The organism is Oculatella sp. FACHB-28, from assembly GCF_014696015.1.
GTDB lineage: Bacteria > Cyanobacteriota > Cyanobacteriia > Elainellales > Elainellaceae > JAAUTN01.
In genome coordinates, this window is record NZ_JACJPJ010000060.1 from 107,720 (window position 1) to 128,917 (window position 21,198).

27 protein-coding genes and 2 pseudogenes are annotated in these 21,198 nt (G+C 46.7%); 18 read left to right on the forward strand and 11 right to left on the reverse strand.

The features are described from left to right. Positions 1-269: 269 nt before the first annotated feature. The gene (locus H6F88_RS12635) at positions 270-1,001 is read left to right on the forward strand and encodes a VTT domain-containing protein (RefSeq protein WP_190643095.1); all 732 of its coding nucleotides are present in this window, start codon (positions 270-272) and stop codon (positions 999-1,001) included. A 138-nt stretch (positions 1,002-1,139) separates the two neighbouring features. Continuing rightward, positions 1,140-1,736, forward strand: a complete 597-nt coding sequence (locus H6F88_RS12640) for a DUF4126 domain-containing protein (RefSeq protein ID WP_190643096.1) — start codon at positions 1,140-1,142, stop codon at positions 1,734-1,736. Positions 1,737-1,858: 122 nt separating this feature from the next. On the opposite strand, the gene H6F88_RS12645 is transcribed toward H6F88_RS12640, so the two are convergent. Further along, complete coding sequence (locus H6F88_RS12645; RefSeq protein WP_242043421.1) at positions 1,859-2,170, reverse strand: hypothetical protein; 312 nt, start codon at positions 2,168-2,170, stop codon at positions 1,859-1,861. Positions 2,171-2,305: 135 nt separating this feature from the next. Next, positions 2,306-3,697 (reverse strand): thioredoxin-disulfide reductase, encoded by a 1,392-nt coding sequence (trxB, locus tag H6F88_RS12650; protein WP_190643097.1) that lies wholly within the window; start codon positions 3,695-3,697, stop codon positions 2,306-2,308. 283 nt (positions 3,698-3,980) lie between these two features. Between trxB and H6F88_RS12655 the strand changes: the two genes are divergently transcribed. Beyond that, entirely contained in the window at positions 3,981-5,168 is a 1,188-nt protein-coding gene (locus H6F88_RS12655; RefSeq protein WP_190643098.1) for an NAD(P)H-quinone oxidoreductase subunit H, read from the forward strand. A 364-nt stretch (positions 5,169-5,532) separates the two neighbouring features. Here H6F88_RS12655 and lepB read toward each other — a convergent pair whose 3' ends face one another. The 5 genes from lepB to H6F88_RS12680 all read right to left on the reverse strand — a co-directional run bounded on the left by lepB (position 5,533) and on the right by H6F88_RS12680 (position 10,276). Beyond that, positions 5,533-6,072: a signal peptidase I gene (gene lepB, locus H6F88_RS12660; RefSeq protein ID WP_277882172.1), complete on the reverse strand. Its 540-nt coding sequence runs from the start codon at positions 6,070-6,072 to the stop codon at positions 5,533-5,535. A 32-nt stretch (positions 6,073-6,104) separates the two neighbouring features. After that, positions 6,105-6,599 carry an SMC-Scp complex subunit ScpB gene (scpB, locus tag H6F88_RS12665; RefSeq protein WP_190643100.1) on the reverse strand — a complete coding sequence of 165 codons (495 nt, stop codon included), beginning with the start codon at positions 6,597-6,599 and terminating at the stop codon, positions 6,105-6,107. 65 nt (positions 6,600-6,664) lie between these two features. Beyond that, positions 6,665-7,516 carry an ABC transporter ATP-binding protein gene (locus H6F88_RS12670; protein ID WP_190643101.1) on the reverse strand — a complete coding sequence of 284 codons (852 nt, stop codon included), beginning with the start codon at positions 7,514-7,516 and terminating at the stop codon, positions 6,665-6,667. 327 nt (positions 7,517-7,843) lie between these two features. Then, positions 7,844-9,781 carry a S9 family peptidase gene (locus H6F88_RS12675; RefSeq protein ID WP_190643102.1) on the reverse strand — a complete coding sequence of 646 codons (1,938 nt, stop codon included), beginning with the start codon at positions 9,779-9,781 and terminating at the stop codon, positions 7,844-7,846. A 312-nt stretch (positions 9,782-10,093) separates the two neighbouring features. Next, complete coding sequence (locus H6F88_RS12680; protein ID WP_190643103.1) at positions 10,094-10,276, reverse strand: hypothetical protein; 183 nt, start codon at positions 10,274-10,276, stop codon at positions 10,094-10,096. A 130-nt stretch (positions 10,277-10,406) separates the two neighbouring features. On the opposite strand from H6F88_RS12680, the gene H6F88_RS12685 reads away from it, so the two are divergent. The 7 genes and pseudogenes from H6F88_RS12685 (at position 10,407) to H6F88_RS12715 (ending at position 14,581) form a co-directional block, all read left to right on the forward strand. Then, on the forward strand, positions 10,407-11,369 hold the full coding sequence (locus H6F88_RS12685) for an ATP-binding protein (RefSeq protein WP_190643104.1): 963 nt from the start codon (positions 10,407-10,409) through the stop codon (positions 11,367-11,369). A 495-nt stretch (positions 11,370-11,864) separates the two neighbouring features. Then, entirely contained in the window at positions 11,865-12,116 is a 252-nt protein-coding gene (locus tag H6F88_RS12690; protein WP_190643105.1) for a hypothetical protein, read from the forward strand. Continuing rightward, on the forward strand, positions 12,082-12,450 hold the full coding sequence (locus H6F88_RS12695; protein ID WP_190643106.1) for a type II toxin-antitoxin system PemK/MazF family toxin: 369 nt from the start codon (positions 12,082-12,084) through the stop codon (positions 12,448-12,450). The genes H6F88_RS12690 and H6F88_RS12695 overlap by 35 nt, the downstream gene beginning before the upstream one ends. Before the next feature lie 229 nt (positions 12,451-12,679). Then, on the forward strand, positions 12,680-12,877 hold the full coding sequence (locus H6F88_RS12700) for a DNA-binding protein (RefSeq protein WP_190643107.1): 198 nt from the start codon (positions 12,680-12,682) through the stop codon (positions 12,875-12,877). Beyond that, positions 12,877-13,259: pseudogene (locus H6F88_RS34450) on the forward strand (type II toxin-antitoxin system death-on-curing family toxin). Before H6F88_RS12700 ends, H6F88_RS34450 begins: the two are co-directional and overlap by 1 nt. A gap of 252 nt (positions 13,260-13,511) precedes the next feature. After that, positions 13,512-14,255: an NAD(+)--rifampin ADP-ribosyltransferase gene (gene arr, locus H6F88_RS12710; protein ID WP_190643108.1), complete on the forward strand. Its 744-nt coding sequence runs from the start codon at positions 13,512-13,514 to the stop codon at positions 14,253-14,255. Positions 14,256-14,371: 116 nt separating this feature from the next. Continuing rightward, positions 14,372-14,581 (forward strand): YgiT-type zinc finger protein, encoded by a 210-nt coding sequence (locus H6F88_RS12715; RefSeq protein ID WP_199333574.1) that lies wholly within the window; start codon positions 14,372-14,374, stop codon positions 14,579-14,581. Here the strand turns inward: H6F88_RS12715 and H6F88_RS34000 are convergent. Then, on the reverse strand, positions 14,573-14,698 hold the full coding sequence (locus tag H6F88_RS34000; protein WP_277882173.1) for a hypothetical protein: 126 nt from the start codon (positions 14,696-14,698) through the stop codon (positions 14,573-14,575). The two genes, H6F88_RS12715 and H6F88_RS34000, sit on opposite strands and share 9 nt — an antisense overlap. A 120-nt stretch (positions 14,699-14,818) precedes the next feature. On the opposite strand from H6F88_RS34000, the gene H6F88_RS12720 reads away from it, so the two are divergent. The 3 genes and pseudogenes from H6F88_RS12720 (at position 14,819) to H6F88_RS12730 (ending at position 15,461) form a co-directional block, all read left to right on the forward strand. Beyond that, the gene (locus H6F88_RS12720) at positions 14,819-15,022 is read left to right on the forward strand and encodes a type II toxin-antitoxin system HicB family antitoxin (protein WP_190643109.1); all 204 of its coding nucleotides are present in this window, start codon (positions 14,819-14,821) and stop codon (positions 15,020-15,022) included. After that, a pseudogene (locus H6F88_RS12725) lies at positions 14,979-15,226 on the forward strand (type II toxin-antitoxin system HicA family toxin). Before H6F88_RS12720 ends, H6F88_RS12725 begins: the two are co-directional and overlap by 44 nt. Positions 15,227-15,233: 7 nt before the next feature. Continuing rightward, a complete protein-coding gene (locus H6F88_RS12730; protein WP_190643110.1) occupies positions 15,234-15,461 on the forward strand; it encodes a hypothetical protein in 228 nt (75 codons plus the stop codon). 326 nt (positions 15,462-15,787) lie between these two features. On the opposite strand, the gene H6F88_RS12735 is transcribed toward H6F88_RS12730, so the two are convergent. Further along, positions 15,788-16,108, reverse strand: a complete 321-nt coding sequence (locus H6F88_RS12735; RefSeq protein ID WP_190643111.1) for a hypothetical protein — start codon at positions 16,106-16,108, stop codon at positions 15,788-15,790. Between the two features lie 37 nt (positions 16,109-16,145). Here H6F88_RS12735 and H6F88_RS12740 point away from each other — a divergent pair, with 37 nt between their 5' ends. Further along, positions 16,146-16,352, forward strand: a complete 207-nt coding sequence (locus tag H6F88_RS12740; protein ID WP_190643112.1) for a hypothetical protein — start codon at positions 16,146-16,148, stop codon at positions 16,350-16,352. A 29-nt stretch (positions 16,353-16,381) separates the two neighbouring features. Beyond that, a complete protein-coding gene (locus H6F88_RS12745; RefSeq protein WP_199333575.1) occupies positions 16,382-16,591 on the forward strand; it encodes a type II toxin-antitoxin system RelE/ParE family toxin in 210 nt (69 codons plus the stop codon). 105 nt (positions 16,592-16,696) lie between these two features. Here the strand turns inward: H6F88_RS12745 and H6F88_RS12750 are convergent, their stop codons facing one another. Continuing rightward, entirely contained in the window at positions 16,697-17,440 is a 744-nt protein-coding gene (locus H6F88_RS12750; RefSeq protein WP_190643113.1) for a hypothetical protein, read from the reverse strand. A 564-nt stretch (positions 17,441-18,004) separates the two neighbouring features. Between H6F88_RS12750 and tmpT the strand changes: the two genes are divergently transcribed. Both tmpT and H6F88_RS12760 read left to right on the forward strand, forming a co-directional pair. Then, on the forward strand, positions 18,005-18,640 hold the full coding sequence (tmpT, locus tag H6F88_RS12755; protein ID WP_190643114.1) for a thiopurine S-methyltransferase: 636 nt from the start codon (positions 18,005-18,007) through the stop codon (positions 18,638-18,640). A gap of 20 nt (positions 18,641-18,660) precedes the next feature. Continuing rightward, on the forward strand, positions 18,661-19,233 hold the full coding sequence (locus H6F88_RS12760; RefSeq protein WP_347277694.1) for a cysteine hydrolase family protein: 573 nt from the start codon (positions 18,661-18,663) through the stop codon (positions 19,231-19,233). A 217-nt stretch (positions 19,234-19,450) separates the two neighbouring features. On the opposite strand, the gene H6F88_RS12765 is transcribed toward H6F88_RS12760, so the two are convergent. Continuing rightward, positions 19,451-19,942 (reverse strand): redox protein, encoded by a 492-nt coding sequence (locus H6F88_RS12765; RefSeq protein WP_190643115.1) that lies wholly within the window; start codon positions 19,940-19,942, stop codon positions 19,451-19,453. Between the two features lie 143 nt (positions 19,943-20,085). Between H6F88_RS12765 and H6F88_RS12770 the strand changes: the two genes are divergently transcribed. After that, complete coding sequence (locus tag H6F88_RS12770; protein WP_190643158.1) at positions 20,086-20,997, forward strand: LysR family transcriptional regulator; 912 nt, start codon at positions 20,086-20,088, stop codon at positions 20,995-20,997. Positions 20,998-21,198: the final 201 nt, after the last annotated feature.

The window sequence follows — 21,198 nt, forward strand, 5'->3', positions numbered from 1 at the left end:
TAAGATCTACGCCCGTGTTAAGAGCATTAGGAGCACGTTGTTGAGTTTCTTGACTGCTGCGCTCAGCAGCCTGTGTGGACTCAAGCAGGGTGGCGAACAGGTGTTCGACCCGCCAGGGTGAAGCGTAACGGAGAAAAACGAGGTTTAATGGACTTGTCTTGTTGGAAATCCGTCTGATTTTTGAAAAGTTATCTTCTGTTAGGAGAGTAAGTTTTCAAAAACTGAACTTGTAAGTCCTAAATTGGAATGCTAAAGATCTGAAACGCCTCATGAATAGACCAAGAAGACGTTCAAGGAAGCTTCGTATCTTACTCAGTCGGGTTGGCGATCGCATCAGCAAAAAAAATATTCTTGCTTTATCCATTTTCCTGCTGTGTTTGCTGGGTTGTTGGTGGCTCTTTACAGCGTTAGAAATCAATATATTCACCCCAGAAGGGTTGGCTCAAGCTGCCCGAGAAATGGGGGTTTCAGCAATTCTGATTTATATCCTCTCTATTATTATTGCTATTGTTATTAGCCCTATTCCTGGAACACCTTTGACTATTGCAGCCGGAGCGATTTGGGGTCCGGTTCCTGCTGCTATCTACGCAACAATTGGTAGCTTTGTGGGAGGGCTAATTGCTTACTTTATTGGTAGAACGTTAGGGCGATCGGCAGTTAAAGTCTTAACAGGTAAAATTATCTATTTCTCTAAACATCGAGGAGAGGTTTATCTAGGGCTAATCATGTTCTTTGCCCGTCTTTTTCCAGTGCTTCCATTTGACTTCATGAGTTATGGAGCAGGTTTAGCTAAACTCTCTTTGCCAATCTATGCCAGTGCCAGCTTGTTAGGGGCATTTCCCTGCAACTTTTTTTTGACGCACTTAGGGGCAGCTTTCACATTAAACAAAACAATGTTAGGAATTATGGCTGGTTTGTTCCTAATCTTGTTTGTGGGACTGCCTTGGGGAATCCAGCGATATAACTGGCTGGGTATGAAGGACATCATTCGTGTAGAGTAATCCGTTCCTGATGAGTCAGTTTGATTGTGCCGGTTTGGTGTAAAGCGCCTGTAATTCTCAATTCAGATTGAATAGTGGGGAAAATGTCAAACTGAAAGAGGGACCATACAGGCTGCAAGCTTAGAGAAAGCCGCCATTATGATTGAGCTCCTTGCCGCGCTCTCAGCATCTGCAGCAGTGGGAATGAGAATTGCCCTACCTCTTTTGATGATTGGGCTACTTTATAGCGATAATCTCTGGGCAGATGTGCCTGTCTTGTCCCACATTCCCCCACGAATTGTGCTGGGAGTATTGGTGAGTTGGTCTTTGGTTGAGCTATTAATTTCTAAAGAACGTTTGGGACAGCGTTTTTTGCAGATCGTGCAGTTGCTGTTTAGCCCTTTTGTGGGAGCGATCGCCGGAATTACGGTTGCCCGTTCTGCTGAGGTACCTGGAGCGATGGCAATGTTGCTCGGTCTGGTGGGTGGACTATTTGCTTTTGTGCTGCAATTGGTGCAGGTGGGCTGGTTTTACCGCTTGCGAGGACTCCCGACCTGGGTAATTTTTTTGCAAGACTTTTTGTGTATTGCGCTAGTGCTGCTTGCGTTTGACGCACCTGAACAAGGTGGGCTGATTGCGCTGCTGTTGCTCTGGTTAGCAATTCGTAGTTCGGGCGTGTGGCAAAGCTGGTATCAGCAGCAAGCGAGTGCTTTAAACCGCAAAAATCCTCGGTGGAACAAACGAGATCCCGATTAGCTAAAGCAGCTTTATAGCTATAGCCATACAGGTTAGGACAAAAAGAAAGGCACGGGGCTTCACCCTGTGCCCTTCTTTTTGTCCTAAGAGTTGAGAAAGGTATACCTGATTTGATCAGTGTTTTATTCAAGCAGGAATGGGAAAACGCTGCGAATGGCTCTGCGGACACGTAGCAATATAATCGTGTTCTCAACTCGGGGCGAAAGTTGGGGACGAGTATCGGGGCCTGCCTCAAGCTGTGCCTGTAGCTCAGCATACTCAGCTGCCGTAAGTGGAGCGCCATCAACGGGCGATCGCGCCTCTGTAATAATCTCCGTTCGCAACACCTCTTCAGGCACATCTTCCGCAGGTGGCAGTGCCAGGGCTGGTGCAACGCTGACACTACTCAGAAGTAACAAAATCATGCCAAGAGAACTGCGCTGAATCTGAAGCATGAGAGTATTCCAAACCCGTTTTTTAGGATCGCAGATCTATTAAAGCCCAAATAAAGCCCAGATTATGCAAAGCGGAAGCGCAGCTTAGCCGCACTTCCACTAATGAATCAAACTGAGTTTTGTAAGAGCGATCGCTTAACTAACGGGAACAGCAGCTGCAACATACTTCTGCATCACTTCCCGATACTGGCTCTTTTGCTTCATTCCTTTAAGCTGCTCAACCAAAGCTTTGTCCTTAAAGAATTGAACGGTTGGAGTACCAGTCACTCCGGCTGACTCAGCAATATCTGGGTCTGCTTCGATGTCAATCTCTACATAGTGAATCTGACCGTCGAATTCATCCACGACTTTGCTCAGAATGGGCTTGAGTGTGTGGCAAGGTCCGCAAGTGGGTGAGGCATACTTGACTACGATTAGGCGATCGCTGTCATGGTATAGCTTACGCAGGGCATACCCCCCTTCATGACGAGTTCTATTAACGTCAAACTCTGCTGCCTGCTCATCTTCAGTTTTCTTGTGAGCCGCTTCAGCCGCAGGTTTTTCGGATGCTTCGGTCTGGTGAAACTCCTGCACCAAGCCGTTTACAGAGAGCCAGCGCTCAGCTAGCATTGCCGCCATACAGCCCGTACCTGCTGCTGTAATGGCCTGACGGAATTCATGATCCTGCACATCACCAGCCGCGTAAACTCCCTCTATGCTGGTTTCTACTGAGCCAGGTTTGGTCACAACGTAACCCACGTCATCCAGTTCTAGTTGTCCTCTAAATAAGGATGTATTTGGAGTGTGACCGATCGCGTAGAACAAACCTCTAACGTGAAGTTCATCTTCCTCTCCGGTTTGGGCATTTCTGATTTTGACCCCCTTCATGTGGTCTTCTTCACCAAACACGTCGAGCGTCTCGGTATTCCAGTGAACGGTGATTTTGGGATTACTTAAAACACGGTCTTGCATGGCTTTGCTGGCTCGCATCTTTTCACCTCGCACCAGCAAGTGAACGTGGGAGCCGTACTTTGTCAGGTAAACTGCTTCTTCTGCGGCTGAGTCACCGCCACCGACAACCGCTAACTCGGCACTGCGAAAGATTGGCGTTGCACCATCACAAATTGCACAGGCGGAAATTCCTCGGCTCCAAAACTGGTTTTCGTAAGGCAATCCTAACCGTCTTGCGGTTGCTCCAGTAGCGATCACAATGCTGTGCGCTCTAACTTCTCGCTCTTCAGAGCGAATCACGAACGGACGCTGACTAAAATCAACTGAAGTAACGTCCTCTGTTACTAACTCCGCGCCCCAGCGCACGGCTTGCGCCTTCATTTGATCCATCAGTTGGGGCCCGGTGATGCCACTAGGGAAACCAGGGAAGTTCTCAACTTCAGTAGTGGTCATGAGCTGTCCGCCCGGTAGCCCACCTGCCTGGAATCCTTCAAATACAAACGGCTTTAGATTTGCTCTCGCAGCATAAATGGCAGCCGTGTATCCAGCCGGACCAGAACCGATAATGACTAAGTTTTCTACCGCTGGGTTTGTCATAGATCTAGATAAACTCATAACGACTACGCTTAGTATAGTCTAACTTCTTAACAAAAGTCTAATGACATTGCAGATAGGTCTATTTGTCTGTTCTGTCCGTTTTGCCTATAAGGATAATTAGGGCGATCGCATCAGAAAATTCTCTAAATTTTTGGTGTAGTTTGCGCCGGTAGACGGGACTTGGGCCAATATAATGAAAAAGCAGTGCAACAAAAGTCAACGTCGTAAGGTGCGGCATGATGCGTGGCTGCTTAACGATTTTTAATCGGGAGATTGCTTGTCTATGGCAATGATTGAAACCAAAACCGAACCCATGGTGCTAAACATGGGTCCGCATCACCCTTCTATGCACGGAGTGTTGCGCCTAATTGTCACCCTGGACGGTGAAGACGTGATCGATTGCGAACCCGTCATTGGCTATCTGCATCGGGGCATGGAAAAGATTGCCGAAAACCGCACCAATACGATGTATGTCCCTTACGTCAGCCGTTGGGACTACGCTGAGGGCATGTTTAACGAGGCAATTACCGTTAATGCTCCCGAAAAACTAGCAGACATTCCAGTTCCTAGACGCGCTAGCTACATTCGCGTGATCATGCTGGAACTGAACCGGATTGCCAACCACTTGCTGTGGCTTGGACCGTTCATGGCAGACGTGGGTGCCCAAACGCCTTTCTTCTACATTTTCCGGGAACGGGAAATGATCTATGACCTGTGGGAGGCTGTATCGGGCTATCGCATGGTCAACAACAACTATTTCCGCATTGGTGGGGTCGCGGCTGACTTGCCCTATGGTTGGGTAGACAAGTGTGAAGACTTTTGTGATTACTTCCTACCCAAAGTTGATGAATATGAGCGTCTAATTACTGACAACCCAATTTTCCGGCGGCGGGTTGAAGGCGTGGGTACGATTGGTCGTGAAGATGCGATCAATTGGGGGCTTTCTGGCCCGATGCTAAGAGCGTCTGGAGTGAAGTGGGATTTACGTAAGGTTGACCACTACGAGTGCTACGACGATTTTGACTGGGAAGTGCAGTGGGAAACGGCAGGCGACTGCTTTGCCCGCTATCTCGTCCGTATCCGCGAAATGCGTGAGTCGGTCAAGATTGTTCGTCAGGCACTCAAAGGGTTACCGGGTGGACCATTTGAGAACCTGGAAGCGAAGCGTGTAGCGGAAGGACCTAAGTCTGAATGGGCTAAGAATCCTGACTACCAGTTCATTGGTAAGAAGATTGCTCCTACCTTCAAGATTCCTAAAGGCGAACACTATGTTCGTGTGGAAAGCGGCAAGGGCGAGCTAGGAATCTACATCATCGGAGACGATAGTGTGTTTCCCTGGCGCTGGAAGATTCGGGCGGCAGATTTCAACAATCTGCAAGTTCTTCCCTACCTGCTGCGTGGCGTGAAGGTGGCTGACATTGTGGCAATTCTAGGTAGCATCGACGTGATTATGGGATCGGTCGATCGCTAGTACAGCTTTCAATTTGTTATTGGTAGAGGAGGCAAGCTTTGTTTGTCTCCTCTTTTCCGTCTTTGCACCAAAACTACTGCTCTGGGTTTTCATAGGAAATCTGCTTGGTAAAGAGACACTATCTTTGTGTATCCCTCTTCCATCACTTTCACAGTACAAAAATCCTAGAAGCGTCTCGTTTCCAGGCAAAGCCTGGAAATGCCACTTCGGAGGCTCTGCCTCCATTTACAATGAAGCGGAGGCAGAGCCTCCAGAAACTGCATTCCTAGCTAGAAGCCAGGAACGAGACGGATTGAGAGAATTTTCTTCTCCAAAAGTGATGAAAGAGGGGTATAGCGCTACTCCATAGAGGGTTCGGTATTATTTACTCGATATTCCCCATTTTTCCAGGCGGCCAATATCGACTGGTAATTTTTCCGAGTAGATGGTCTTGAGGGACAAATCCCCAGAATTGACTGTCGTAGGAGTTGTTGCGGTTGTCTCCCAGGACGGCATAGGAATTGGCAGGAATTGTAACTGGACCCCAGATGTAAGCAGGTGGCTCGGCAATATAGTCTTCCTGAATCGGCTGGCTATTGATGTAAACGCTGCCCTCTCTCACTTCGATGGTTTCTCCAGGTAAACCAACGGCTCGGGCAATGAAGGGAACATCTGGATCAGCGGCACCTTCGGCAATCATGGTATCCGTGGGGCGAAACAGGATGATATCTCCCCGTTGAGGCTGCTCTGTTTCGTAAATGGATAGATCTGCAAAGATGCGATCGCCCACAGCGAGTGTCGGAGCCATTGACTCTGACGGAATGTAGAAGCTTTTAACCTTACTTGCACAAGCAGGAAGTAACCCCAGGCTCAGCGACAGACTTACCCAAGCAATGAGCCGACTTTTATTGAAGCGCGACAGCATAATTTGATTTGCAGCAACGTAGCTCCACGACGTTAGCTCGGTGAAGCGGGTGAGTCAAAGGGCTGGGGCAGTTTATCAACCTGGAAGTATTGGTAAAATTTTTCGGTCACCTGTAGCCAGTAGGATCGCCCGTCAGCCTGTCTTCGTTTGCGAACGAAGCCTAGTCCCACCAGTTCTGGAACGTGCTGATAAACTCCAGAGCCGCGCAGTTCGACCAGTTCGGTTTGGCTGATCGGTCCTTTTAGAGCGATCGCCGCCAGTGTCCGCAAAGCTCCTACTCCTAAGTCCAGCGGAATCAGACTTTGCACTAGATCGTGAAATGAATCACGTAGCTGTAGACAGTAGCCTTCTGAGGTTTCTACGACTTCCAGGGCGCTGTCTCGATGAGCATAGTCGGTGATTAGCTCGATCAGGGCTTCTTCGATCTCTTTGCGATCGCACCCTGCATATTCAACAAGTTTGGCGATTGGCAGGGGCTGAGCTTTGAGATAGAGAATCGCTTCGATTTTGCTGGCGAGACGAGGCATGAGGGAAAAGTTTTGAATTTTGAATTCTTACTACCCTACACGCTCGTGCAGCTTCGTTAACAGGTTTAATCTAGATTCCGTCCGGTTAGTTCAACGAAGATGTCTTCTAAGTTAGAGGGGCGGATCATCATGCCGGTTTTGTCGGGCTGCTGTTCGAGGTAGGTGTTGGCTTGATCCATGTCAGGAAAAAATTTGTATTCCCAGCGATCGCCAATCTGCTTCATCAGTAGTCCTTCACCGTGTTTTTGGCGCAGTTCTGGTAGGGTGCCGATTTCGATCAGTTTGCCGCTGTCCATGATGCCGATGCGATCGCACAAATACTCAACTTCTTCCATGTAGTGGGTGGTTAGCAGGATGGTCATGCCCTGTTGGTTGAGTCCTTTGATGATTTCCCAGAGGCGACGGCGGGTTTGGGGGTCGAGTCCGACGGTGGGTTCGTCTAGAAATAGGATTTGGGGCTGGTGTAGTAAGGCTCTAGCGATCTGAAGTCGTCGTTTCATGCCGCCGGATAGGGTTTTGACCAGGTCGTTGCTGCGATCGATTAACTCGACGTATTCTAGCCAGCGGTTGATTTCGTGTTGCCGTCGAGCGTTGGGAATGTGGTGCATTCGGGCATGAAATTCCATGTTTTCCCAAACAGTTAGGTCACCATCAACACTGGTTTGCTGAAGGACTACGCCAATCTGTTTTTTCACGCCGAAGGGATGTCGTACTACGTCACATCCAGCGACGACGATTTCTCCCTGGGTGGGTTGGGTGAGGGTGGTGAGCATTCGGATCGTTGTGGATTTGCCTGCTCCGTTGGGGCCAAGTAGTCCAAATATTTCGCCTGATGGGATGGTTAGGGTGAGGTCGTTGACAACGGAGGTGTTGTTGTAAACTTTGTGAACGCTCTGAAGACAAACCGCAGCGATCATAGGGGTTGAATGTAAAGCAATGCTAATTTCGGGCTATTTCAAACTTACATCAGCTTGATTGATATCGTTTGAATCTTGGCTTGAATATGTTTGCTAATTCTGTGTCTCAATTGAGATCTCTTTCAGGGGCTTTGCCCCCGAACCCCCACTGGGGGACGAAGCACGTCCCCCAGACCCCCTCTGCAAGGGTTTGAGGGTGGGTGGCATGACGCGCTTCGCATTGGTTAGGTGGCGAGGGTACTTCGATCGCTTTTGTTTACTGGGGACTGATTTGATTTTTGTGTAAGTGCAGGCATTTTGCCTGCACTTACACAAAAATCAGAATGTTCATTGGGGTAGGTTGGCGATTTCTACGGGTTCTACGGGGTCGGCTAGCTCGAAGCCGAAGACTCTGGAGTAGAAGTAGAGTTCGGTGTCGAGCGATCGCTTGATATTTTCGGCTTTTCTGAAACCATGTTGTTCACCCTCGAAGAGGACGTAGGCAACGGGGATGCCTTTGGCTTTGAGGGCTTCGACCATCTTTTCTGCCTGGTTGGGGGGCACGATTTTGTCTTCGTCGCCCTGGAAGAAGATGACGGGGCAGGAAAGCTGGTCGGTGTGGTGGATGGGCGATCGCTCTCGATATAGGTCTTGACGTTCGGGGTAAGGGCCAATCAGTCCGTCGAGGTAGCGGGATTCAAATTTGTGGGTGTCTTCTGCCAGGGCTGCGGCATCGCTGACGCCGTAGTAGCTGGCTCCGGCTTTGAAGGTGTCGCGAAAGGCAAGGACGGCAAGGGTGGTGTAGCCTCCGGCGCTGCCGCCATCAATGGTGAGGCGATCGCCATCGACTTCTCCTCGTTCGACTAAATATTTTGCGCCGTTGACGCAGTCATCGACATCGACGATGCCCCAGTTGCCTTTTAGCCGTTCTCGGTAGTCGCGTCCGTAGCCTGTGCTGCCGCCATAGTTGACATCGAGAATGGCAATGCCGCGACTTGTCCAGTACTGAATGCCGAGGTTGAAGGTGGCGGAGGTGGCAGCGGTAGGACCACCATGAATTTTGACGAGCAGCGGCGGACGTTCATCGGCGGGAGCCTGGCAGTCTCGATTTTTGGGTGGGTAGTAGAAGGCGTGGGCGGTTAGTCCGTTTTCGGTGGGAAACTCAACGGTTTCAGGGACGGAGAGGTAGCCCGGATCAACTTCGGTTTCGCTGGAGCGACGCAGGACTTCGGTTTGACCTGTTTTTAGATCAAGACGAGCAATTACGCCGGGGGTGGTTGGGGAGCCTGCACCAAAAACGGCTTGTCCGGCTCCAACCTGAATGCCGCCGATGCTGGCGAAGGGGGTTTCGATTTCGCTCAGTTCTAAGGATTGGGTGTTGAGACGGGCAAGGTGCTGAATGCCGTCTTCGGTGTAGGTGCAAATCAGGCTATCGTGGTCGAAGCCGTAGGTGAACATGCCAAAAACCCACTGAGGCAAGCCAAATTCGGCGGCCTTTTCGCACAGTGGCTCGACCTGCCCATTTTGCCAACGATACAAGTTCCACCAGTTGGTGCGATCGCTAATAAAGTAAAGTACTCCGTCGGGCGACCATTCGGGTTGAAAGACGGATTCGGTGAGTCCACCTGCGACTAGGTGGCGATCGCCCAATTCCCCAGTCTCTTTCACTTCAGCGACCCATAACTCTGTGCCATCCCAGGGCATGTTGGGATGATTCCAGGTCAACCAGGAAAGTTGTGTTCCGTCTGGGCTAAGGCGTGGTGATGAATAGAAGTCGTTGCCGGAAACCAGTACTTCTCCTGCTGTTGGAGAATCATTCGATAAACTGACTGCCACAACGGTATTAACGGCTTCTCGCTCTGAATTAGTGTGGTCTTCTCGAATGCAGATCAGGCGATTTCGCTGGCGATCGATTACGGCATCGGCGTAACGCAAATCGACTTCTGGCGTAAGCGGCTGCGGTTCACTGCCTACAGCCTGACGATAAAGCCGCTGGTCGGCAAAGTTAGAGAAATACGCCGTTTCGTCTGCCACAATGTATGACCCACCGCCATATTCATGCACACGAGTGCGGACATTAAACCCGGTTGGGGTAATGTCTGTTGTGGTGCCATCAGGAGTGCGGCGCACGACAACCGATCGCCCCCCTTCTAACGGGCGACCTTCACTCCAGTAAATACCATCACCATCTAGCCTGATTTCACCCAGTCGAACGGTTCCTTGCACAATCAGGTCGGAGGTGATGGGTGATTTCCAGGAGCCATAGGGGGCAAGTGAGTCAGTCATGGGTAACTATTAATAAGAAGATCTCTAGCTTGAGCATAAATGCTTCTTGCTAATCTGATCTAGTAAAGGGGCGATCGCCCCTTCACCCGCACTTCAGCCCACCCACTTGAAAGTCAACTAAAACCATAGCGACATGATGTCAGAAGTTTCTGTGTTGATGTCAGAAGTTTCTGTAACCATGTCGGAAGTTCTTGAGACCAAGTCAGAAACTTCTGTGACCAAGTCAGAAATTTTTACAGTGACAACGACTTAGAGTGTTAGACTCTGGCTAGCAATGCTGAGAAGGCTCTGCTTCGTTCTGCTCGTGTTTATCTATTGTGGGGATGTGGGGGCGATCGCCTTCAGCACGCTGGCATTGGAAAGCCCATAATAAGCTAGTAAAAATTCTGGAAAATCTAGATAGTTCCTCTGAGTAGAGGTTGAGATGCGAAGAATTACAGTTTGTCTAATTTCTTGAATTTTCCAGTTGAATTGAAGGTTTCCATCTAATTGCAAAATTTTCAATTGAATAGAAACAATCTAACCAATCAGGCATTATAAGGGTATTAGATTAAAAGAATTACTCTAAATGATATTGTTAAGTGGTTAAACTTGTAGTGTCATAACATCTTTACTAGATACTTCAATGTTTGATCCTGCAAACCCCAACACCATCCTTACTATTCAGGATAAGGATTTATTACTACTTCCAAGTGCTGAGGATGACCGATATGAATATAAGAGTAGTGCAACTAAAGACTCAGAACTTGCAGAGAAGATTGCCCAAGCAGCCTCAGGGTTTTGGAATAGTGGGGGTGGATTGTTTGTAGCAGGAGCAAACGGGCAAGGACAACCTGATGGTGGGTTATCTCTTAATGTAGGACGACAGGCAAGACGGGATTGGATTGATCAAGCAGTTTCACGAGTTACACCTCAAGGTTTTTATGTAGTGCACAGTGTTGAAGACAATGGGACTGGTTTGAATATCGCATCTGGAAATGCAGTGTTTCTGATCGGATTTGGTGAAAGCGAAGTCGGTCCTCACATGGCTCCTGATAAGCGTTACTATATCCGAGCTGGAGCACATACTATTCCAGCCAGCCACTTTCTCGTTGAAGCCATTCATGCTCGACGAGGGTTGAGAACCCCATTACTTCGGCATGTTGTTCGCCGTAAGCCAGGAAATAGTCGTGTGATCCAACTCGGTATTATTACCCTGAGCAATGTACCTGCAATCAATGTCTCTATTGAACTTAACCCATTGCCAACTTTGCTCCATGCATGGTCAGCTGAGAAGTTTCCCCTTCAGGTTCCTATTATTTCAGAGCAATTTCCTTTCTTCTTTGATATTCATCAAATGAGTATGGGTGAAAACGATCAACCATCCTTTTGTATGAGTTTGACCTTTTTTGATGTTGCAGAGCGAGAGTACAGCCAAGTTTTTGAAGTTGACGTTGACCGACAAATGGAACCGAATTTAAGTAGTGAAAGGGGGAATGAACGTATTGAAAAAGAACTTGGCGAAATTAAAAAAGCAGTTACCAAGGAGCTTGATGAAGTTAAAAAAGCAATTGGTAGGATTGCAGATACTATCAAGAATAAGCGATGAGGCAAAACCACCTAACAATGCGCTTAGAGTGAACTGTTAAAAGATTCTGTGAATTGTGAGAGTTAACTTATCGCTGCTTAAGCACACCATTAGACTGCGAGGTTATCTGTGAGGTTGGTACTTGAAGCTTGTTCGTTGGTTAGGCTTTAATTGCTTGTTGGGTAAACCATCTACTGTGTCCAGAATCAAATGATTGGCATTATGTAGTATAGCTATGGAAGGTTTCCCAAAGTTCTCTAACTCTGCTCAGAAGGGAAAACTAGGTGTCGCTCATGTTCCACGTTTATCTCCTCAGTGCGATCGCCAACCTCGCAGGATGCGTCATGACGCACCTTTGATTATGTATAGCCACAACTAGATCAAGCGTTAAACATTCAAACATTATTAATTGTTGCGTTTATTTAGCAGCAACGCATCTTACTCCGACTCAAGGAATTCAAAAGTAGTTTCTTGCCTAGATTATAATTTTTCTAGTCTGAGTTATTAGGAGGTTAAATGCTAGTAAGTGTTGAAGGAGTTTACCGCAATGGTCGTGTAGAACTCACAAAAAATCCTAACAATATACCTGAGGGAACTTCGGTAATTGTTACTTTTGTCAAATCAAATGAGATTGACCTTGAATCTCAAGGAATCGACAAAGAGCAAGCTAAGCTTCTGCGAGCAAATCTTGCTACCTTCTCTGAGGATTGGGATAGTCCTGAAATGGGTATTTATGACGACTACGATGCAGCCAAAGCCAACCTTTAAGCGAGGCGACATTGTTCTCGTACTCTTCCCTAATTCCAATTTGAGTTCTGCTAAAACGCGACCTGCCCTAATCGTGCAAGCGGATAACTTACAGACGGAACTCTCGCAAATCATCGTTGCTATGGTTACTAGCCAAATGTTTCGGGCAAGGCATCCCAGTCGCGTGACTATTTTGCTGAACTCTCCAGAAGGAAAACATTCAGGTTTGCTGACAGATTCAGTCGGGATGACAGATAACTTAGCAACGATAGTGCTTTCAGCAGTTCATCGTGTAATTGGTTCACTGCCAATGCAAAACATTGATGTGGCATTGAAACATACGCTGGGGTTGTAGTGCGATCGCCAACCCTTTAGGCCACGTTAATTCAGTCGGTTGGAAATGGAAGAACGGATACCGTCATTGGAAGTTTGGGAGCGGTGAGGTGAAGAGGTTGAGTGACGAGTTACGCTGCGCTAACGCATTCTGCGAGGTTGGCTTCGCTTTGAGTTGGATCTGTACAGAGAGTTTATCGGTCAGATGCGAATGTTAAGCTTGACCCAGGTACACCAGGAAAGTGAGCGCTATGACTTCTATCACAATTGACCTTTCAGATAGCCAATTCGGAAAGCTACAAGAGTTGGCAGAAGTGTATGGAATTGCGCTCGAAGTTCTATTGAAGGCAAGCTTGGAGGATTGGCTCAGTTCCCAAAAGAGCGAGTTCGTTGATGCGGCGAATTATGTGCTGACGAAGAATGCTGAACTGTATCGACGTTTAGCCTAATGCGCTATTTGACGTTAATTGAAGTGTTAGAACTCCATCGTAGAGTTATTGACCAGTCTGGTGGAGCATTAGGTATCCGAAATATGAGTTTATTGGAGTCACGATCGCGCAACCCCGAATGACCTTTGGTAGAGAAGAGTTATACCCAAGTTTGCTTGAGAAAGCAGCAACATTGGGATTTTCTATCATCATGAATCATCCGTTTGTTGATGGAAACAAGCGTACAGGTCATGCTGCAACGGAGACTTTGATTGTCCTAAATGGAATGGAAATTGACGCTTCTGTGGATGAACAAGAGAGTGTGGTGTTGGCGATCGCATCGGGCAAACTAGGGCGCGAGGCATTTGTAGAATGGTTACAACAAAACACAACCGCCCGCTAACAATTCATTGGGGCGGCGACCGAACTTCTGTCTTCATTACAATGATATTGGTCACTGCTCAAATTAATCGTTAGTGCGATCGCCATCTTGTAGCGTCATGACGCACCTGTGATCATATATAGACACAGCCAGATCAATCATTAAACATTCAAACATTATGAATTGGTGCGTTTACTTAGCAGCAACGCACCCTACTTTTACTAAGGACAAACAGCTAAGTTGATATCACAATAATTAAGAGACAAAATAATTATGGAATTCAATCCAAACAACAATGTTGTCAAACTCTGTCTTCAAGGTATGGGCATGGAAGAAAAAGGCAAACCTGAAGAAGCAAGTAAGCTATTTCTTCAAGCCTGGGACAAAGCGACAAACGACCTTGAAAGATTTATTTCAGCTCATTATGTAGCCCGACATCAAAAAAATATTTCCGATAAATTAAAATGGCTCGAAACGGCTTTGAAGTTTGCATTAAAAATAAATAACGACACTGTTAAGAGTGCTTTTCCTTCTCTATATTCAAACATTGCTAAATGCTATGAGGACTTAAGCGAACCTGACAAGGCAAAAAAGAATTATGAATTAGCAACTTCGTTTGAGGATAAACCTTCTGACAAAGGACCTTTTTATCATGGGACGAAAGCAGATCTGCAGGTTGGCGATTTGCTGACAGCGGGGGGCAATTCTAATTACAAACCTGAACTCAAAATGAATCACATTTATTTCACAGCCCTTGTTAATGGGGCGGGACTAGCTGCTGCATTAGCAAAAGGCGATGGACGTGAACGTGTTTATATCGTTGAACCGACAGGGAGTTTTGAAAATGACCCGAATGTTACAGACAAAAAATTTCCGGGCAATCCGACACGCTCATACCGCTCGCAAGCACCATTAAAAATCGTTGGCGAAGCAACTGATTGGGTAAGACAAACACCCGAGGAACTCCAAAAATGGCGTGAAAAGTTGGCCAATAACAAAGGAGAAATTATTAATTAACTTCTGAGATGCCCATACCCTGCTCATAAAACAACGAACCGCCAATCCTATAAGATGCATCAGCATAACGCCTCACTTAGTTAAATCAATACCCCTCCTCATCTGACAACTTCATTTTGGTTCAACCCCAAACTGTCAAACGCGAGGCATTTAAACATCGAGACGGCTTTGTCATTCTTGAGGATGTGACGATTGGTGTTTGTGATCCTTGTGGCAATCAATATTACTCAGCCGCGATTCTTCATGCAGTTCATGCCGTTACAACTGGCGCAAAAGCACCTGAGAGAACCGAACAAATTCCGGTTTCTCATTTAGAATCAGCGTAGCCAAAGCAGTGCGATCGCCAACCTTTTGGGATACGTTAATCCAATCGATTGGAGAATGGAAGAACGGATACCGTCATCGTGAAGTTTGGGAGTGGTGAGGTGAAGGGGTTGAGTCATGCGTTACGCTGCGCTAACGCATCTTACGAGGTTGGCGATCGCACTGGATTAAACCAACCACATTTGAGCGCAAGCAGGTGTGGTTGTTAGCATATTCTTAGCAACTAGTTCAACAGGTGTATGAAAATCAAAGCGATTATTCATCCAGCAGAAGAAGGTGGTTATTGGGCAGAAGTTCCCGCACTTCCCGGTTGTGTTACTGAAGGGGACACAATCGACGAGGTGATAGCAAATTTGAAAGATGCTATTGAAGGCTGGCTCGATGTTGCCAACAGTCGTAATGCAATCGAGTCAACCGATCAAGTTGTTGAAATTGCTGTATAAGTCCATTTCTGGCAAGCGGTTGTGCAAGATTGTGGAGCAAAAAGGCTGGGTTTTGCGGAAAATTACTGGCAGTCATCACTTTACGAAAACCCTGAAATAGAGCAATTTTTGTCAATCCCCGTTCACCGCAATCAAGATTTGAAAATTGGAACCTTGAGAGCTTTGATGAAAATAGCTCAGCTATCAGAAGAAGATTTAATTTGAGCGTAAATTGTTGAGGTACTCTAAGCGATCGCATAGAACTAATAAGTGCGATCGCCCCTCTTCATCCTTCAAACAATCCGCCGCCTCCTACCTTGACGAGATACCGCTTACTCCGGTATGCTGTCACGCTAAGGTTGTTATTTTTACTCACGGCAACCGCACTACCCTCAAAGACCTAGCGCCGCTCAAAGCTGTTGCGACCAGCAATGAGCGACTGACCCCCAAACTGTACTAGGCAGTCTGGCGGCTAATGGTGAATTTTAACACTCCCTTAGCCACCCCGACTTGTCATGTCAAAGAAAGCGTTGCTTATCCTTTAGAACATGAAAGGGGCTATCAACTCACTTTTTGTTCTCTCACTCACTGCAACGTGTGAACTGGTGCGGGGTGGCTAGGTTTTTGGGTTTCCTCAAAAAACCCTAAGGAGTCCCAACTCACGTCTCACTGTTTTCTAGATCCCAACGCTCCCACTGTTGAGAGAGTTTCTGCACCCCAAACCCCTGAGCGCGAACGCTTACGAATTCTAGTCATTGGCTCTCGTGATGGCGTAACCGAAACCATTTATGACCTGCATCGGCGCGGCTTTGCCGAAGTGGGACTGTGGAGTCCATTGTTACCTGCTCCCGGCTCTAGTGAGGTAATGAGTATCTTGACCCGCGATCGCCGACCAGGAGAGTAAGAAAAAGGGATAATGAGAGGGGCGATCGCCCCTCTCGCCTCACCAAGCTTTAGTGCGATCGCATTACTGTAGGGTGCGTTCCCAAATACGACGACTACTCCACCAATAAATGCCCAGGAACGCACCTTGTTTATGAATTCTTGCAGCAAATCATGGTTCAAGAACACTCGTGCATGGGCGATCGCCGAGAAGTTAGTAGACACTGATAAAATTAAAGAAGGGAAAAGTAGGTGGATTCTAATGGCTAAGAATACTGTGAAAGTAGATATTTCATTTGAATCACTGCTGCAAGCAATTTCATCACTTGAAATTGCTGAAAAGCATCAGCTCTGGGAACTTTTAGAAGCTGAGTTATTCCCTGATAATGAGGATTCTCCAGAAGATATCGCTGAAATTCAAGCTGCTCGAGCTGACTACAAATCTGGTGACTACACTACATTTGACTAATACGTAGCACAGCGAGCAAATCAATCGGCATGACTTACACCATAGTCGCGCCTAAGGCTGTGCAAAAACAGCTAGATGCTTTGCCTAACGACATTTACGAGCGTATTGCTATTAAGATCCAACAACTTGCTGAAAACCCACATCCTGATGGAGTGGTCAAAATGAAAGGTGCTAACGATCAGTACCGTATTCGTATTGGTGATTATTGCGTTCGTTATGAAATTGAGATAAAGAGTTAATTATTCTCTTATTACAATCCAAACATCGGAGAGATGTTTACAGGGAGTAATAGATTTGGTCTTACTCCTTTCCAGACACACTCAACTTTTAGCTGACAAGTTCTATTAGTCAAGCAGGTTCTTATACTTGGCAGTTAGTTCTCTCGTGCTCGACGAGGTCGATTTAACAACACTGATATTGATTTCGTTTAAAAACGAATTCATGTATAAAAGAACTGCATAGATAAAAACAGTAATGCCTATCATCTCTAAAAGCTCCTCAACAGTTATGATAATTTCTGCTGTAAAGCCTGACCCGTGGCAAATATTTGAGAGATGATGTACACAAGCTAACTCAATACCAAGAGCGCCCAAAACAAAAAGGCTACCGGCTATAAAAAACAAACGTTGAATTTTTACAGGAAGACGTAGAAAAAAATTGATGTACGCTAAAACGAAAATAGAGATAAGCACTGAATTCAAGATGTCCCAAGGACCGCTCTGCCAAGATTGTAAGTTTTCGCCTAAATTTTTATTGATAGTCTCATGAATGCTGAGCAATTCATCGAGAGATAAATATAGAAATAGTATCGATAGACCTCGCCAATGATTAGTAAAGCGGTCATTTTGTCGTTGTTTAGCTGAAGCAACTAGAAAAAGCAAAATCGAGGCTAGAAAAAGGATGAATGCAGCAAACAAAGTAGGTATGTTGTTTTCATAATCCACATTAAAGAGCCCTGTTAACCCCCAGAGCCTCCCTTTCCCAAGAAAGTATTTAGCAAATTGTCCAGCAATGCTGATTAAAGCAAGACTGGTTGCTGCAACAGCAAGGATTTGAGCAACTCGTTTTGGTTGAACTAAAACATTCATGGTGAGGTTTTGCCTAAAGTTCGAAATTTCGTCCAACCAGGAGAGGCTGTTAGACAGCTTTTGGAGAACGCTGACAGAGGGAGCTAATCCGTCAAAGCATTTATACGCTGATTTAGTTTAGAATCCCGGCAATCTAATGTTAACTTGTTCTTAAAATTTTATTAATGTCGCTAGCAATCGCGCTATAGGCACGCTAAGCCTATGCACAAACCTCTGACGAACAATCCATCCAACTGCTATCACTCTTCATTCCATCGATGCGATCGCTGGTCGCATAGGTTAGGTGAAGCAGAGCGGCACCGTTAAAATCTTGTAAGTGCCAGGCTCCGCTGCACCTCACCTAGGTGCGAGCGCCATCTCTATAGAATGTGTTCTCAAATACAACTACTCCAGCAACAAACTTCCAGCAACGCACCGTGTCCATGAATTCTTGCAGCAATTTACGGTCTGACAATACTCGTGTATGGCGATCGCCAAGAAGTTATCTGTTGGAATTCAAAGATTATCTATGATGGCAGGTGATGGGCAACCTTATTTACTCTAGCTGTCTTAAAGGTTATAAATATGGATTCAAATTTTTGGCTTCAGAAATGGCAAGACAACAACATTGGTTTCCACAAAAGTGAAGCTAACCTAGCACTCGTGAAACACGTTGGAGAGCTTTCCCTACCACACAGTAGCCGTATATTTGTGCCTTTATGCGGCAAAACTCTAGACATTGCTTGGTTGCTCTCCAAAGGCTATCGCGTAGCTGGCGCTGAATTGGTCGAACTAGCCATCGAGCAACTGTTTGAAGAACTCAAAGTGAGTCCAAAAATATCAAGAGTCGGAGAAGTAAGTCTGTATAGCGCTAAAGACATCGACATCTTTGTGGGCGATATCTTTGATGTATCTGGCAAAACCTTGGGCCCAGTAGATGCAATCTATGACAGAGCAGCTTTGATCGCTTTACCGGAAGAAGTGCGCAAGCGATATACCGCACACTTAATGGGGATTACGGATAAAGCGCCACAGTTATTAGTGACTTGCGAGTACGACCAAAGCCTGATGGAAGGACCTCCCTTTTCAATCAGCCAAGAAGAAGTAAACAAACACTACAGTGACAACTACAGTTTGTCTCTTATCTCAAGTACTGATGTTGTTGGTGGATTGAAAGGAAAATATGATGTGAAAGAGAGCGTCTGGCTGTTGCAGAATTAACTATGAGTATACTCATGTAGGTGAAAGCTAAATTGACGCACATTCCACCCAATGCAGTCCTCATCATCATTGATGTGCAAAAGGCGATCAATCATCCTAGCTGGGGAAGACGTAACAACGAGCAAGCTGAGGCAAATATTGCACAGTTGCTAATGGCTTGGCGTGAAACTCAGCGCCCAGTGGTTCATGTTCGTCACCTTTCAACCGAACCAGACTCAACTTATCGTCCAGGACAGGAAGGATGTGACTTCAAAGACGCTGTGCTTCCCAATGCAGGTGAAAAAATTGTTAGCAAACAGGTGAATTGCGCTTTTATTGGCACTGATTTAGAGCATTGGTTAAGAAACAGTGGCTATCAAACCTTAGTTGTGACAGGTGTGATCACAAACAACTCTGTTGAGACAACAGTTAGAGTAGCAGGCAATCTTGGCTTTGATACATACGTTGTTTCAGATGCCACAGCGACGTTTGACAAGATGGATCTAGAGCAGAAGTTGCACCCAGCCGAGCAGGTTCATGCCCTTTCCTTAGCTAACATGCATCAAGAATATGCAACAGTGATTGATACACAAACCCTGCTACAAAGCCTGTAGCTGTCGCAGCTCTAACCTCCACACAGCGGGCAAATAAGAGCCACTAGTATTGAATTTAAGGTCATCTACTGCTGCTAAGTTGAAACCGTTATCCCAATTTGATTTGAGTCGCATAGAGTAAATTCTGCAAACAACTGTAGGGGCGTTTTGCGAAACGCCCCTACCCGATCTGTTGCCTTATTTTAGAGAATTTGTATTACCGTATCGGCAATAACCGTCAGGCAACTCTTTGATAAAATTCCTCAAAACCATGCAGGATTGGTGGCGGAGCAGACTGAGACGTAACCCAGCGCAGACGCGGAATTTCACTGCTGTTGTAAACCCGGAATTCCCGCTCGACGGTTGCATTCTGGGTGCGAACAGCTTGATTCAACACAAGTGAACCCTTGGGGTCAGACTCAGAGCGATGGAAGGTGCCGGGGGGAATTCGCAAAATCTCCCGATTTGCTTCTAACCGGACAATGTGAAAGGGATGTTTCCACTCAAAGTTGACCAGGTAAAAGGTTCGTCCGCCTGTCAACGCCAGCAAATTATCTTCCTGATGGGGATGGAGATAAAACTGCCAGTGTCCAGTGGCACTGTTGTTTGGGCTAATGGCAGGCCCTTCATGAAAAACTAGATCTCGTGCATTAGAATTAGCAATCGTAATGTTAAAGAAACGAACGCTTGGAGTATCTCGAAACTTTTGGTAAGGCAGCAATTCAAACATAGGTTCAGTCTTGAAAAACCAGCGTGTTGGATGAGCTATTCATCAGCTTTTCATACCTTAACTTTGAGTCATGCTGTGGATCAAAACCGATAGCGGTTCGTGTCTATGCAGAATCTGAATAGATGGATTCATAGATGAATTCGATGAACATTGCCCATTTGCAAATTTTTTTGGCGGTTGTGGAATACGGTAATTTCTCTACAGCAGCTTTGAACCTGGACATTTCGCAGTCGGCAGTGAGTCGGGCGATCGCCTCCTTAGAAGAAGAACTGGGCGTTTCCCTGCTCTCACGCGGTCGCTTTGGCGCACGTCCGACCTTGATTGGCGATCGCGTCCTACACTACGCCCGCCAAATCGTGCAAGCGCGAGAAGACATCGAGCATGAAATTAATCTAGAAAAAGGGCTGCATGGTGGACGAGTTCGCATCGCCTCCTTTCGCAGCGCTGCCACTCACCTATTGCCGCCAAAAATTGCCCGCTTTAGTCATCGCTTTCCATCGGTGGAAGTAACACTCACAGAGGACGATCCAACCGGAGTTGAGCAAGCATTGCGAGAAGGGCAGGTCGATATCGGACTCGTCCCTCTTCCTCGTTCCGAAGAGTTTGATACCTGGGAAATCGCCAGAGACGAATACGTTGTGCTGTTACCCCAATCCCCAGAACCGCTGCCCAAAACACTAACTTGGGAGGAGTTATCAACGCACTCCTTCATCCTGTACAACTATGCCGAATGCACCTCAGCCGTCCGCGATCACTGGCTAGAGTGGGGACAGTCGCTCAAAGTTGCTTACGAAATTAAGGAAGATTCCACCATTGTCAGCATGGTAGCTCAGGGATTAGGCGCAGCAATTTTGCCTCGTTTAGCAGCTTTGCCGATTCCAGAAGGCGTTCAGGTCAGGTCGCTGCCCGTTCCCCTGGTCAGAATCATTGGCGCAGCTGTTCTCACTAATGTGCTGTTTTCGCCTGCTGTACTTACCTTCCTGGATGTGCTAAAAGGGACAGGGATGTTTGCAGGCAAGCGTGATACACCTGAAGTTAGGCAAGGTCTGACTTAAGACGAGCAAGCTTTGCCTATCTTATTACTCATCAAATGAGCACAAGTTAATACTCTTTAGATCGTCCTACTGGTACTTCAAGCAAGAAGTTGGGTTTCGTTGCACTTCACCCAACCTACGCAAATGACAGATGATACCGTAGGTTGGGTGGAGCAGAGCGGAACCCAACGCCTTAGACCTGCTGCGCTATTACGTTTGTCT

What these genes read in the sequence shown, in the direction of transcription:
- H6F88_RS12635 (WP_190643095.1), top strand. Translation starts at nt 270, where the DNA reads ATGAATAGACCAAGAAGACGTTCAAGGAAGCTTCGTATCTTACTCAGT.
- H6F88_RS12640 (WP_190643096.1), top strand. Translation starts at nt 1,140, where the DNA reads ATGATTGAGCTCCTTGCCGCGCTCTCAGCATCTGCAGCAGTGGGAATG.
- H6F88_RS12645 (WP_242043421.1), bottom strand. Translation starts at nt 2,170, where the DNA reads ATGCTTCAGATTCAGCGCAGTTCTCTTGGCATGATTTTGTTACTTCTG.
- trxB (WP_190643097.1), bottom strand. Translation starts at nt 3,697, where the DNA reads ATGACAAACCCAGCGGTAGAAAACTTAGTCATTATCGGTTCTGGTCCG.
- H6F88_RS12655 (WP_190643098.1), top strand. Translation starts at nt 3,981, where the DNA reads ATGGCAATGATTGAAACCAAAACCGAACCCATGGTGCTAAACATGGGT.
- lepB (WP_277882172.1), bottom strand. Translation starts at nt 6,072, where the DNA reads ATGCTGTCGCGCTTCAATAAAAGTCGGCTCATTGCTTGGGTAAGTCTG.
- scpB (WP_190643100.1), bottom strand. Translation starts at nt 6,599, where the DNA reads ATGCCTCGTCTCGCCAGCAAAATCGAAGCGATTCTCTATCTCAAAGCT.
- H6F88_RS12670 (WP_190643101.1), bottom strand. Translation starts at nt 7,516, where the DNA reads ATGATCGCTGCGGTTTGTCTTCAGAGCGTTCACAAAGTTTACAACAAC.
- H6F88_RS12675 (WP_190643102.1), bottom strand. Translation starts at nt 9,781, where the DNA reads ATGACTGACTCACTTGCCCCCTATGGCTCCTGGAAATCACCCATCACC.
- H6F88_RS12685 (WP_190643104.1), top strand. Translation starts at nt 10,407, where the DNA reads ATGTTTGATCCTGCAAACCCCAACACCATCCTTACTATTCAGGATAAG.
- H6F88_RS12690 (WP_190643105.1), top strand. Translation starts at nt 11,865, where the DNA reads ATGCTAGTAAGTGTTGAAGGAGTTTACCGCAATGGTCGTGTAGAACTC.
- H6F88_RS12695 (WP_190643106.1), top strand. Translation starts at nt 12,082, where the DNA reads ATGACGACTACGATGCAGCCAAAGCCAACCTTTAAGCGAGGCGACATT.
- H6F88_RS12700 (WP_190643107.1), top strand. Translation starts at nt 12,680, where the DNA reads ATGACTTCTATCACAATTGACCTTTCAGATAGCCAATTCGGAAAGCTA.
- arr (WP_190643108.1), top strand. Translation starts at nt 13,512, where the DNA reads ATGGAATTCAATCCAAACAACAATGTTGTCAAACTCTGTCTTCAAGGT.
- H6F88_RS34000 (WP_277882173.1), bottom strand. Translation starts at nt 14,698, where the DNA reads ATGACTCAACCCCTTCACCTCACCACTCCCAAACTTCACGATGACGGT.
- H6F88_RS12720 (WP_190643109.1), top strand. Translation starts at nt 14,819, where the DNA reads ATGAAAATCAAAGCGATTATTCATCCAGCAGAAGAAGGTGGTTATTGG.
- H6F88_RS12740 (WP_190643112.1), top strand. Translation starts at nt 16,146, where the DNA reads ATGGCTAAGAATACTGTGAAAGTAGATATTTCATTTGAATCACTGCTG.
- H6F88_RS12745 (WP_199333575.1), top strand. Translation starts at nt 16,382, where the DNA reads ATGACTTACACCATAGTCGCGCCTAAGGCTGTGCAAAAACAGCTAGAT.
- H6F88_RS12750 (WP_190643113.1), bottom strand. Translation starts at nt 17,440, where the DNA reads ATGAATGTTTTAGTTCAACCAAAACGAGTTGCTCAAATCCTTGCTGTT.
- tmpT (WP_190643114.1), top strand. Translation starts at nt 18,005, where the DNA reads ATGGATTCAAATTTTTGGCTTCAGAAATGGCAAGACAACAACATTGGT.
- H6F88_RS12765 (WP_190643115.1), bottom strand. Translation starts at nt 19,942, where the DNA reads ATGTTTGAATTGCTGCCTTACCAAAAGTTTCGAGATACTCCAAGCGTT.
- H6F88_RS12770 (WP_190643158.1), top strand. Translation starts at nt 20,086, where the DNA reads ATGAACATTGCCCATTTGCAAATTTTTTTGGCGGTTGTGGAATACGGT.